The organism is Ruminococcus callidus ATCC 27760 (assembly GCF_000468015.1).
GTDB classification, from domain to species: domain Bacteria; phylum Bacillota; class Clostridia; order Oscillospirales; family Ruminococcaceae; genus Ruminococcus_C; species Ruminococcus_C callidus.
The window spans coordinates 1-12,952 of sequence record NZ_KI260288.1; the positions used below are offsets into that span (position 1 = coordinate 1).

General features: G+C 52.5%; 11 protein-coding genes and 1 other RNA gene. 2 read left to right on the forward strand and 10 right to left on the reverse strand.

From position 1 onward, the window contains the following. Positions 1-76: 76 nt before the first annotated feature. The 9 genes from RUMCAL_RS00390 to RUMCAL_RS14200 form a co-directional block, all read right to left on the reverse strand. Complete coding sequence (locus RUMCAL_RS00390) at positions 77-1,753, reverse strand: AMP-binding protein (RefSeq protein ID WP_021680368.1); 1,677 nt, start codon at positions 1,751-1,753, stop codon at positions 77-79. Positions 1,754-2,141: 388 nt separating this feature from the next. After that, on the reverse strand, positions 2,142-4,004 hold the full coding sequence (locus RUMCAL_RS00395) for a heavy metal translocating P-type ATPase (RefSeq protein ID WP_021680370.1): 1,863 nt from the start codon (positions 4,002-4,004) through the stop codon (positions 2,142-2,144). A 75-nt stretch (positions 4,005-4,079) separates the two neighbouring features. Beyond that, entirely contained in the window at positions 4,080-4,301 is a 222-nt protein-coding gene (locus RUMCAL_RS00400; RefSeq protein WP_040646307.1) for a cation transporter, read from the reverse strand. A gap of 201 nt (positions 4,302-4,502) precedes the next feature. Then, entirely contained in the window at positions 4,503-6,074 is a 1,572-nt protein-coding gene (locus RUMCAL_RS00405; protein ID WP_156902351.1) for a glycosyl hydrolase, read from the reverse strand. An 83-nt stretch (positions 6,075-6,157) separates the two neighbouring features. Further along, complete coding sequence (locus tag RUMCAL_RS00410; protein ID WP_021680374.1) at positions 6,158-8,479, reverse strand: glycoside hydrolase family 95 protein; 2,322 nt, start codon at positions 8,477-8,479, stop codon at positions 6,158-6,160. Position 8,480: 1 nt separating this feature from the next. Beyond that, positions 8,481-8,663, reverse strand: coding sequence for a hypothetical protein (locus tag RUMCAL_RS15240; RefSeq protein WP_147330024.1), 183 nt, complete (start codon positions 8,661-8,663; stop codon positions 8,481-8,483). Between the two features lie 186 nt (positions 8,664-8,849). Next, positions 8,850-9,197, reverse strand: an RNA gene (gene rnpB / locus RUMCAL_RS14225) — RNase P RNA component class A. A 78-nt stretch (positions 9,198-9,275) separates the two neighbouring features. After that, positions 9,276-9,716: a hypothetical protein gene (locus RUMCAL_RS14195; protein WP_156902353.1), complete on the reverse strand. Its 441-nt coding sequence runs from the start codon at positions 9,714-9,716 to the stop codon at positions 9,276-9,278. Positions 9,717-9,947: 231 nt separating this feature from the next. Continuing rightward, positions 9,948-10,193, reverse strand: a complete 246-nt coding sequence (locus RUMCAL_RS14200) for a type II secretion system protein (protein WP_021680377.1) — start codon at positions 10,191-10,193, stop codon at positions 9,948-9,950. A gap of 329 nt (positions 10,194-10,522) precedes the next feature. Here RUMCAL_RS14200 and RUMCAL_RS00425 point away from each other — a divergent pair, with 329 nt between their 5' ends. Then, positions 10,523-11,581 carry a diacylglycerol/lipid kinase family protein gene (locus RUMCAL_RS00425; protein ID WP_084194289.1) on the forward strand — a complete coding sequence of 353 codons (1,059 nt, stop codon included), beginning with the start codon at positions 10,523-10,525 and terminating at the stop codon, positions 11,579-11,581. Here the strand turns inward: RUMCAL_RS00425 and RUMCAL_RS00430 are convergent. Continuing rightward, positions 11,576-12,001: a DUF4190 domain-containing protein gene (locus tag RUMCAL_RS00430; RefSeq protein WP_040646313.1), complete on the reverse strand. Its 426-nt coding sequence runs from the start codon at positions 11,999-12,001 to the stop codon at positions 11,576-11,578. The two genes, RUMCAL_RS00425 and RUMCAL_RS00430, sit on opposite strands and share 6 nt — an antisense overlap. A gap of 150 nt (positions 12,002-12,151) precedes the next feature. Here RUMCAL_RS00430 and udp point away from each other — a divergent pair, with 150 nt between their 5' ends. Further along, a complete protein-coding gene (gene udp, locus RUMCAL_RS00435) occupies positions 12,152-12,922 on the forward strand; it encodes a uridine phosphorylase (RefSeq protein ID WP_021680381.1) in 771 nt (256 codons plus the stop codon). Positions 12,923-12,952 lie beyond the last annotated feature (30 nt).

Consider the following 12,952-nt stretch of genomic DNA (forward strand, 5'->3'; position numbering starts at 1 on the left):
TTGAATCTTTGTCTAACTTTTTGGGGTCAGTTCACACCTGCATGACGCTTTCCTTGCAATATTTTTTAACCCCGTCTTAGGAATTCTTTACTGCCGTTTCGTCTTCCTTGCGAATCTGAGCACGCTTGATCTTGCCGCCCAGCGTTTTCGGCAGTTCGTCCACATACTCAATGATACGCGGATACTTGTACGGTGCGGTGGTGTGCTTTACGTGGTTCTGGAGTTCCTTGGTCAGTTCCGGACTGGGGGTATATCCCTTTGTCAGAACGACAGTTGCCTTGACAACCTGTCCGCGAATCGGATCCGGAGCCGCAGTGATCGCACATTCCAGCACAGCCGGATGTTCGATCAGGGCACTTTCTACCTCGAACGGTCCGATACGATAGCCGGAGCACTTGATAACGTCGTCATTTCTGCCCACGAACCAGTAGTAACCGTCGGAATCCCGCATGAACACATCGTGCGGGCAATAGCTGCCGCCGCCCAGAATTTCCTGTGTCATTTCCGGATTCTTATAGTAGCCCACAAACAGACCGGTGGGGTAAGCCTTTTTCAGGTTCTGCATCACCAGTGCACCCTGCTCGTTGTCCTTGGTTCGTGTGCCGTCATCATTTTGCAGCACAATGTCATACAGCGGCGAGGGCTTTCCGGTAGAGCCGGGCTTCGGCGTAATCCACGGGAAGTTTGCCAGCAGAACCGAACCCTCGGTCTGTCCGAATCCCTCGCGAATTTCCTTGCCGGTCAGTTCCTGCCAACGATAGTATACCTCCGGATTCAGCGGTTCACCGGCGGTGGAGAAATTCTGAATGCTGGACAGATCATAAGAAGCCACATCTTCCTGCAACATAAACCGGTACATAGTCGGCGGTGCACAGAATGTGGTCAGCTTGTAGTCCTGCATCTTTTGCAGCAGATGTGTCGGCACGAACTTGTCCATATCATAGGCAAAGATCACTGCCCCGCAGATCCACTGTCCGTAAATTTTACCCCAGCCGAACTTTGCCCAGCCGGAATCGGATACGCTCATGTGCAGCTTGTTTTCCTGTACCTGCTGCCAATATTTCGCAGTCACGATATGTCCCAGCGGGTGGGTGTAATCGTGTTCTACCATTTTCGGTTCGCCTGTAGTGCCGGAGGTGAAGTATACCAGCATCAGGTCATGTGCCTTGGTGCCTGCTTCACCGGTGGGACGTGCAAATTCTGTGGGGAACTTTTCCACTTCCTCGTGGAAGTTCCGCCAGCCCTCGTGAGAGCCGCCCACTACGATCTTGTGCTGAATGCTGGGCACAGAGGGCTGAGCCTCGTTCACCTGCTCCAGTACATACTTGTCGTCCAGACATACCATGGTGTGGATCTGTGCACTGTTTCCGCGGTAGATCAGGTCTTTCTTTGCCAGCTGCAAAGAACCCGGGATCAGAATGGCACCGATCTTGTGCAGAGCCACTGCACAAATCCAGTACTCCCAACGGCGGCGGAGAATCAGCATGACAACAGTTCCCTTTTTGATGCCAAGGCTCTGGAAATAGTTGGCTGTCTGGTTGGACAGGCGGGAAATGTCCGTGAATGTGAACACCTTTTCTTCGCCGGCATCATTGCACCAGACCAAGGCTTTCTTTTCCGGCTCCTGCTTTGCCCATTCGTCTACAATGTCAAAACCGAAGTTGAAGTCGTCCGGAATGTTGACACGATAATTTGCTTTGAAATCCTCGTAACTGTCAAAATCGATACGAGGCAAATATTTGTCGAGCAGCATATGCAAATGCTCCTTTTCTGTTCAGATTTTTCTGCATGGAAAATCCCATTGCCGCACCTGCTGCGGCAGTTTTTCCTGACAGACACTATTTAAAAAAACAGTGATTATTTTTATTATACTACAATTCACCGAGCCTTGTCAAGATTTTTTCCCACTTTTTTGCACAACTTTACAAAAGAGGCAGACCTCCCTGCCGAGAGGTCTGCCCCATATCCATTTCTTCTCTTTTTCTCTGAGGAAACACTGCAAGCAGATGCTTGCAAATTTCCCGTCATATTTCACAAAAATGCTCGTGAATACATCACAGTATTCACTTCGCTTTTTGTTTCATCTGACGGAAAATTTGACGACGCATCTGTCACACAATCTTTGTGCGGTATTGCCTTAATTACTTGAATTTTGTCCGCATGGCACGGGTGGAATTCAGAATCGCAATGACAGACACCCCGACATCTGCGAAAACTGCCGCACCGATATGTGCCAGACCGACAGCACCCAGTACCAGCACGATTGCCTTGACACCCAGTGCAAAGACGATATTCTCCCGTGCGATGCCCATAGTCTTTTTGGCGATGTGCATCGCCAGCCCCAGCTTCGAGGGCTTGTCGTCCAGAATGACCAGATCCGCTGCCGCAATTGCCGCATCAGAACCCAGACCACCCATGGCAACGCCTACGTCAGACTGTGCCAGCACCGGAGCATCGTTCATGCCGTCGCCCACAAAGACCAGCGTTCTGCCCTTTGCCAGCTTGGCACGGTATGCCTGCATGAACTGTACCTTATCCGCCGGCAGACACTTGGCGTGTACCTCGTCCAGCTGCAAAGTGTCCCCGACTGCTTCCGCCGCCGATTCGCTGTCGCCGGTCAGCATTGCCACCGTGGAAACCCCAGCCTGCCGGAATGCCTGCACTGCCTGTGCAGCGTCCGGTTTGATCGTATCCGCAATCAGGATATAGCCGGCATATACACCGTTTACAGCCAGATGCACTGCTGTACCAATTTCCGTCGGTGTTTCCGGCTGCAAGCCGGCATCTTCCAGATAAGCCGCATTGCCTGCCAGCACCTGTTTGCCGTCCACCCTGGCAGAAACGCCGTGTCCGGCAATCTCCTGCACGTCTTCCACACGTTCCGTATCAATTGCCTTGCCGTATGCCTCTTTCAGCGACTGGGCAATGGGGTGATTCGATGCCGATTCCGCAAGAGCCGCCAGCTCCAGCTGTTCCTCCGGTGTGATTTCCACTGCTTTCTGCCTGGTAACGTGGAATTTCCCCTCCGTCAGCGTACCGGTCTTATCCATGACCACTGTCTGTGCGTGGGACAGGGCTTCCAGATAGTTGCTGCCCTTGACCAGCACACCGTTTTTCGAAGCACAACCGATTCCGCCGAAGAAACTCAGCGGCACGGAAATGACCAGTGCACACGGACAGGAAATAATCAGGAACGTCAGTGCCCGATAGATCCAGCCGGAGAACGGCTGACCGGCGATCAGCGGCGGCACTACTGCCAGAATGAGGGCAGCAATGACCACGCAGGGGGTGTAATACCGTGCGAACTTGGTGATAAACTGTTCTGTTTTCGCCTTGCTGGAAGCGGATTCTTCCACTAGTTCCATAATTTTGGAAGCTGTGGACTCCGAAGCCGGCTTGGTGACAACCAGTTCTACTGCACCGCTCAGATTGACACAGCCACTGCAAACTGCGTCACCCTCTGCCGCACTGACCGGCATGGATTCGCCGGTGAGAGCCGCCGTATCAATGGTAGTGTGTCCCTCAAAAACAGCAGCGTCCAGCGGGATTTTTTCGCCGGGGCGAACCAGAATATGCTCACCGACTTCCACCTCATCTACCAGTACCGTTTCCGGCTTGCCGTCCCGCAGGACAGTGGCTTCGTCCGGACAGAGATCCAACAAGTCGGACACTGCCTGACGGGAACGTCCCACGGCAATTTTTTCGAACAGTTCGCCGACCTGATAGAACAGAATAACTTCTACAGCTTCGGGATACTGTCCGATTGCAAACGCCGCAATGGAGGCGATCGTCATCAGGAAATTCTCATCAAATACCTGCCCGTGTGCAATGTTCCGCACAGCCTTTTCCAGCACACTGAACCCCGGCACCAGATACACTGCCAGAAAAATCAGCAGTTCCGCCCACCACGGCAGCGTCAGCAGATGTGTGACCACCATTCCCACGGCAAACAGTACCGCACCAATAATGATCTTGATCAGAATTTTACGCTGTTGTTTTGTCATATGAATCGCCTCCTGTTTTCTATCATGGAAATTGGTCTTAGGGCAATACCGTGCAATGCTTATGCAGTGTTGCCCTTACTTGATGATAATCTCGCAGTCCGGTTCTACCTTGCTGATGCACTTCTGTGCAGCCTTCAGCACCTTGTCAAAATCCGCATCGTCTGCCTCCAGTGTCAGCTTCTGTGTCATGAAGCTGATGGTTGCCGACTTGACACCGTCCAGCTTCTGGATCGCTGCCTCCATTTTTGCGGCACAGTTTGCACAGTCCAGATCATTCAGCTTAAATACCTTTTTCATTTGCGTTTCCTCCATGCAATTCATTTGAACGATTGTTCATATGTTCATTATATACAATTGCAAGGCAATTGTCAACCCTTTTCCCGAAAAAAATCAGACTCCGCTGCATCTTCAAAGAAACAAAAGTATCTCTATCATTTTGCAGAAAAAAAGAACGTATCCAATTCGAATACGTTCTCTATTTGTCGTTATTGCTTTGTTTTATTCGCTGTAGGAGAAATCTTCTCTGGTGAGAGCCGCTTCAGAGTTATAAAACTCCATTAAGGTGTTGTTGTCGGTGTACTCTCCGAGATAAGGAGCATACCACAGCCCGAAGTACGACCACACCGCGTTATCCCGAAACATGGCATTCATGTCCGGCACGTTGCTGCACTCGCTGATCGCCAGAATCTTTCCGGCGGACATGTTCCGCAGTGCCACATACTGTTCGTAGCGGCTGCCGTAAGTCTGATCTTTTTCCACGTACAGATCCAGTGCCGCAATGTCGTACATGCTGCTGTCCACCAGAAAGCTGCTGCTCTGTCCGTTCCAGACCCAGAGCAGATTGTTCAGGTGGTGGTACTCTGTCATACGGGTGTACAGCAGCTTCCAGAGCCACTGGTAATTCTCTGCCCCGTCGGAGCCCCACCAGTACCAGCCGCCGCCAGCCTCCGGCAGCGGTCGCCACAGCACCGGTACATCGGCATCTGCCAACGGCTGCAATGCCTCTGAAATGCTGTCGATGTCCGACACTAGAGCATAGCAGTTCTGCGAGATCTTGCCCTCTGTCACCATGGCAGACAATTCCTCCAGCGACTTTCCGGCAATGTCCTCGTCTGTCACCGCCGTTTTCAGGTCATAGGAGGTGTCTTTCTCGTAGATCGTTCCCGTTCCCATGGGAGCGTTCCAGAGCCACGAAAGCCCTACCACACCGCCGTTTTTCGCCCACGCCAGACTGTCCGCCACAGCAGTGGCGTTCTGGGAATCCCCGCCGTTGGGAGAATAGGCGTTCATGTCCGCAAACCGGATCAGCGGGTATTTTCCGGTGATGTTATAGATCTCGTCCAGTTCCTTGCCGCTGCTGTCCGAGGCATATTGTCCGGTAATGATTTTGGAACCGTAGTTCTGCTGCAAAAATTGATACAGCTGCTGTGTCCTGGCAGTCGCCTTGCTGTTCACCGGTGTGGCGGAAATTTCAGAAGTTCCGTCATATAAGCTGGTATTGTTCACCAGTTCAATGCAGTCAATGTCCACAATGCCGTCCACCGGAGCCACCGACAGTTCACACGCTCCTGCATTGAGGAAGATCCCCTGAATCTTGACCCGCATGAAATTGTTGGTGGCATCGGTTTTCATGGTGTAGACAGTTTCGCCGTCCACCTGAATCTTACAGGTCGAAGCGGCACTTGCCCCCACTACAACGGTGATGTCATAGTGCTGTGTCGCCGGAATCTCGGCATTCAGCACCAGACTGCTGTCATTCTTGGCATCCAGCCCACTCAGGTATCCGTTTCCGGAATAGCCCAGTCGGGGCATCATCGCCACGGAACAGCCGCTGGGAACGGCAGCATCTTCTGCCTCCAGCTTCATGGACACGTCCTGTCGGGTGATTTCCGGCACCTGTAACGCCACAGACGGGTACTGCTGTGCCGGAACCGTTTCTGCTTCTGTTGCAAGCTGTGTTGTGGCAGTTGCCACCGAAGCGGACGGCTGGGATTCTTCCTGTTCAATTTTTGCACACCCTGTCAGCAGCACACCTGCCGCCGCCAGAGCGAACACTTGTTCTTTCCTCAAAATTGCTCCATCTCCTAGAGGGATCGTCCGGAGAAACACGACAGGCAGCACACAGACCACCTGCCATCTGTTTCACCCGAATATTACGCTTTCAGACGATAAGTCATGCCCTTTTCTGTGGGGAACCGCAGCAGTGCACCGTCAATTTTGGCATCAACTGCTCCCGCATCACTGGACACACTGGTCACTGTATTGGTACGAACCGTGCACATATTTCCGCTGAGAGAGCGGATCACCGCAGTTTCCAGCTTGCCGGCATGCCATATCATATCCACTTCAAAGCCGCCCCGTGCCCGCAGACCGCTGATGCTGCCGTCCTGCCACGATTCCGGCAGTGCCGGCAGCAGATTGATCTCGCCGGAATGACTTTGCAGCAGGCACTCGGCAATTGCCGCCGTGCCGCCGAAGTTGCCGTCGATCTGGAACGGCGGGTGAGAATCCAGCAGATTCGGGTTAGTAGACCACGCCAGAAGCTGCTGGAAGTTCTCGTATGCCATGCCGCTGTCTAACAGTCTTGCCCACAGATTGATGATCCATGCACGACTCCAGCCGGTATGCCCGCCGCCGTGGATCAGCCGGCGGATCAAAGTCGCACGGGCAGCCTTGCCCAGCTCCGGTGTGTAGTACAGTGTGATCAGATCTGCCGGATACAGAGCAAACAAATGGGAAATGTGGCGGTGTCCGATCTCTACTTCCTCGTAATCCTTTGCCCACTCCTGAATCTGCCCGTATTTGCCGATTTTCAGCGGCGGCAGTTTTTGCAGCAGGGTTTCCAGTTCTGCGGCAAATTCTCCGTCCCGTCCCAGCAGCTTGCTGCTTTCGATGACGTTCCGGAACAGCACTGTCAAAATTTCCGTATCCATAAACGGTCCGCTGCACAGGCAGCCCTTGGCACCGCTTTCGGTTTTATAGGTATTTTCCGGCGACACAGACGGGCAGGTCACCAGTTCGCCCTCGTCGTTTTCCGTGAGATAGTCCACGAAGAACAGGGCAGCCTCCCGCATTGCCTCATAGTGCTGGTCGAGGAATTCCAAGTCCTGTGTGAACTGGTAGTGCTCGAAGATATGCAGGCAGAGCCATGCCGCACCCATAGGCCAGATCGTCGCCGGCATCCACAGATCCTGCGGAGCCGTATCGCCCCAGATGTCTGTGTTGTGGTGGCAGACAAAGCCGCGGCAGCCGTACATTGCCTGTGCGGTTTCCCGTCCGTTTGCCCGCATGCGTTCGATCAGGTCGAACAACGGCAGATGGCATTCCGACAAATTGCAGACTTCCGCCGGCCAGTAGTTCATCTGAATATTGATGTTAATGGTATAGCGGCAGCCCCACGCCGGCCACATGTCCTGATTCCAGATACCCTGCAAGTTCATAGGCTGTGTTCCCGGGCGGCTGGCGGACAACATCAGATACCGCCCATAGTTGAAGTACAGCACTGCCAGCTTGCTGTCATGGATCTGTAGCTTGCACTCCTTGTGGTCACCCTCGTCGCCGCGAAGCCGCATCAGGCGTTCATCTGTAGGCAGTTCGCTGCCGCCCTCGCTGTTGTCCGGCAGGGTGAACCGTACCCGACGGAACTTTTCCTGATACTCCGTCAGATGCCGGTACAGCAGTTCCTCATAGCTGCAGTCTGCCGCATAGGATGCGTCCAGCTTGGCGGAGTCCTCATACTGTTCTCCGTGGTAAAAGCTGGTGCCGACGCTGAGGATCAGCGTTACCTCATTGGCATCTTTTACCTCCAGTGCTCCGCCCACCGTGCGGAGTGTGCCGCCCTCGGCAAATCCGGTCAGAGCTGCGGCGAAGAAAATGCCGTCTTTGCTGCCGGTACCGCCGTCATAGACCAGCATGTTGGGGTAGTCCGTGCAGGGACGGCAGTCGTCGTAGTAGTCATCTCTGCCGTCCAAGGTTGCCCGCAGGTTGACCATTGCCGGCTCGCTGGCGGCAATGTGCATCACCAGCACCCGATCCGGTTCTGAAACGAACACTTCCCGCACATAGGTGATGTCGTTGGCGGTAAAGCGTACCGTTGCCAGTGCGTGTTCCAGATCCAGACTCCGCTGGTACTGCTTTGCCTTTCCGGCAAAATCCATGTGTAAATTCAGGTTGCCCAAGGGCATGTAGTGTCTGGAATTCGGCGTCACACCCTGCATTTTTTCGAAAGCGACTTTTTCTGCTTCCGGAATGCGTTCCTCTTTCAGCAGCTTCCGGACTTCTTCCAGTCCCTCCCGTGCATCAGGATTGTTCCGGTTTCGCTTGCCGCCGGACCAGATAGAGTCCTCATTCAGCTTCAGCACTTCATCTGCTGCACCGCCAAAGATCATGGCTCCGATTCTGCCGTTGCCGACAGGCAGTGCATGGTCAAAATCCTCTGCCGGTTTTTCATACCAGAGCATCGTTTCTGCGTCCATGTCAAATCCTCCGTTTTTTCGGGGACTCCCGCCCCTGCATTTCCTCTGAAAGCTGCATCAGCCGCCCCAGCATTTTTCCGCACCGGATCCGGTCGGCGTTTTCCTGTGCCGCATTTTTGGACGGCGGGATCACGCGGACGGAGTACGGTGCTTTTGTATGTTTTCTGGATTCATTCTGCTGCATCGCCGTTTCCTCCTGAAACAGCATATGCGGCACAATGGTGTATTTTTCATTGCACAGCTGCAAAGTAACATTGCACAAAGCACAAATAAGAGCCAGAGCCCATTTTGTATCCGGACATGCAGGCAAAATGCGTGCAAAAAATACAAAACAGGCTCTTAAAGCACGGTATCAATGCTGTGCTGTTTTTCCATGACCAGACCTGTAAGCCGAGTTCTGTCGTGTGTGATAATTTATCTGGTCTGTGAGTCGCCTCACAGCTCTAGCCGCCATTACGCCGCTGTCCACCGGACCGATGTTAAGACAGCGTGTACCAATAGACGTTGCACCGGATAAGGTTTACATAGCAGTACAGTCTCCTGCACTCTGGTGTGCTCTTACCACACCTTTCCACCCTTACCGCAGGAAACCCGCGGCGGTATCTCTCTGTTGCACTGGCTCTAGGGTCGCCCCCGGCTGCCGTTAGCAGCTATCCTGTCCTATGGTGCTCGGACTTTCCTCACAGCGAAACCGCTGTGCTATCACACAGTCTGCTCATGGACTTTTATTATACCGGATTTTTGCCGTTTTGTCAAGTCCGGATTTTTATACCGTTCAATTCTCTAACGATCTGTTTTATTTTGGCAGTGCATCCTTATAATCCGGATATTTTTCTGCAACCAGTTTTTCATATGCCGCATACGCTTCCGTCAGACTATTATAACGTTCACCTTTGGTGTATGGTCTGAATCCGGCAGAATTATAAATATGATCTACGATCGCGACATAATTTTTACCCTTATTCGATCGTTCTGCCGTTGTCGTTTCAGAGATATAAAATCCACCATCTGCCCTGCTGATGATCACAGGGATCTTTTTCCCCGCACCAACTGCTTCAGTATTTACCGAAGTCCAGAACAGATACCTTCCGGAAGCATCATTCGGACTTCCCAAATATGCCCATGTACCGTAATTCAGCAGACTGCTTTCTCTGATCTGCTCCTGTACTTTTGGTACCATTGTAGAATTGGGACACTGAGAATCGATCTCAAAGCGAGCAGATTTATTTGCGATCAAATCTGACAATATACTTGTTTGATTCAGGGCACTATGCAGATCTTCGTTAAAATCAATATCAGTAACTGTACTGGTTTCACTCTTTCCTTTCCAGTAGAAAACAATGCCGGTCGAAGGCGTATAGGTGATCTCACACTCTCCGTTCGCCGCGGGGATACCTTTCCAGTGATCTGTATCCCCTTCCCAGGTATAGTGTTTGATCCCCGCAATCGTTACAGGATTGAACGACTGTCAGTCATCTCGTTTTTGTTCAAGCTTTACCGTTTTGGACACACCTGCTGCTCCATCGATCATCGATGCCGTTCTGACTTTGAGATATGCCTCACGCACATTGGTGATGTCAATGGTTTCATGACTTCGTTCAATATATTGCAGCAGAGCAGGCACCAAAATTGTAGCAAGAATCCCCATAATCACAGAGGCAATCAAAAGTTCAACAAGCGTAAATCCATTTACTTTATTCTGAACTTTACTCATAACAACCTCCACGCTCCTTTAGCGGCATCACTGCACAAGGGAAACACTGCCTAAAATGTTGTGCGGTGATGCCTTATACCTTTTTCCACTTTCAACGATCCACATACATGACCTGCACACAACGGTATCTGTGTATCGTTTTCTCATTATACTATAGTGCACATAAAATTGCAAGCAAAAAAAATTCAAAAAGCACCGAAAAACGCAGGAAATGCGTTATTTTTTACAGTATTTTTCAAAGACGTTCACAAATCAAAATGCTTGCATTTTTGTAAAATTTGTGGTATACTAAAGGCAACATCTTTTTCTGAAAAAAGGAGGTAGCACAGTTGAAACAGATCTATTTTATCTGCAATCTGCATTCCGGCAGAGCCTCGGCGGGGGCACATCTGGCAATGATTATCGACAAATTCACCGCTGCCGGATTTCAGGTGACCGTACATCCGACACAGGACCGCGGCGATGCCACCGCCTGTGCCAAGCTGGCGTGCGATGCCGGCTGTTATGATATTCTCGTCTGCTCCGGCGGTGACGGCACCCTGAACGAAGTCATTCAGGGCTGTATGAAAAGCAAGACCCAGTGTCCCATCGGTTATATTCCCCTTGGCTCCACCAACGACTTCGCCCGCGGTCTGGGAATTCCCAAGGATCCGGAACAAGCCGTAGACTGTATCATTCACGGCGAAGATCTGGTATGCGACGTGGGCAGCTTCAACGACAAATACTTCACCTACGTGGCAGCATTCGGAGCATTTACGGAGATCTCCTACGAAACGCCGCAGCATTTCAAAAACCTGCTGGGACACTCCGCCTACCTGCTCAACGCGATCTCCAAGCTGCCGAAAATTCGGGCATACCGCATGCGAATCGAATACGACGGCGGCGTGATCGAGGATGAATTCCTCTACGGCATGGTGACCAATTCTTCCTCCGTTGCGAAATTTCTGGCTCTGTCCGATGTTCGCTGGGACGACGGCTTGTTTGAAGTCACCCTGATCCACAAGCCCTCTAATCTGGTGGAATTCCACAAACTGGTCATGGCATTCTCCAAGATCCAGCTGGGACTGGCAAAACAGTATCTCCACTATTTCCGCACATCGCACCTGAAAGTCACTGCACTGGACGAAGAGCCGGTTTCGTGGACCATTGACGGCGAATACGGCGGCACAGAACGGGTCAACGAGGTGTTCAACCGGAAACAGGCGGTGACGTTCCACGTGGACCCCGCCTGCCGCGAACAGGCAGAAGAAAACGCCGACAGCGGTTTTGCCATAGTCAAGCCTCTGCCGGACGATGTCCAGCCATTCGGCATAGAAAAGCAAACCGATGACGACGCGGAAAACAGCTTCCAACCGGAAGAACCCGATCCAGATTCTTCAGAATCATAAAAAATGATGCAGATCGCGTGCAAAGCCGTCAGGCGAGCTTTGTGCGATGGTGCCATAAATCGCTGCGGGTGTGCCGGGTCCCTCAAAGAACTGGGGATTCGGCGGAGCCGGTACCATTTGATTTTCTTCATAGAGCATGATCACTGTCCGCAGGATCGAAATGCCCCAGTAAATGCTGAAAAGTACACATACGACAATGCCGACGATTCCCAAAATGATACCGCAGCGACGCATGCCGCGGCTGTAATTCCACTGCCGCTTTTTCGCCCTTGCTGCATAGACCAGTGCCACGATGCCCGTCACGACGGACAGCACCGGCAGCTGGCAAAACAAAAACGACACGATCCCAAAAATCAATGCTCTAAGATCATAGTGATACTCCGGTCCCATAAACGGAGGTCGGTTGGAATATTGCTGCATGGCATTTTTCCTCCTGCCTTTGATGAAAGCGAACACCACATATTCCTGTGCGGCGTTATCCCTGTATCAGTATCTTAGCAGAATTCCGGAATTTTGTCAAGAAGTGTGTCGAATTATGGGATAGGCAACCGATTCAGAAAGGAGTTCCCTATGGCAGAACGTCAGTTTCACATTCAATGCACTGCGGAGGACATCGGACACTATGTCTTTCTCCCCGGCGATCCGGACCGTGTTCCGTGGATCGCGTCCTATCTTGAAAACGCCCAGAAGGTGGCACAGAGCCGGGAGTTCACCACCTATACCGGCACGCTGGACGGCACCCGCGTCAGCGTCACCTCCACCGGCATCGGCGGGCCCTCTGCCGCGATCGCCATGGAAGAACTGGTTGCTCTGGGGGCACATACCTTTCTGCGGATCGGCACCTGCGGCGGCATGCAGCCGGAACTGGTGCCGGGGGCGTTGATCATTCCCACAGGAGCGATCCGCATGGAGGGCACTTCGCAGGAATACATGCCGCTGGCATTTCCGGCGGTGCCGGATTTCGGATTGACGGAACACCTGGTCTGTGCGGCACGTGCTGCTGCATATGATTATCATACCGGCGTGGTGCAGTGCAAGGATTCTTTCTACGGGCAGCACTCGCCGGAAACCATGCCGGTAGCTCCCACCCTGCTCCAGAACTGGCAGGCATGGAAAGCCGCCGGCACGCTGGCATCGGAAATGGAATCGGCTGCTCTGTTCACGGTCGCCGCCGCACGGCACGTCCGCTGTGCCACCATTTTGCAGATGCTATGGAACCAGGAACGACAGGCAGTGGTACGGGACAAGGAACACGCCGCAAGCGACATGACACACGCCATTGAGGTCGCCGTGGCGGCAATGCGTGCTGTGATTCGGGAAAACAAGGAAACTGCTGTATAAAGGAAACACTGCATAAAGCCCGCCTGACGG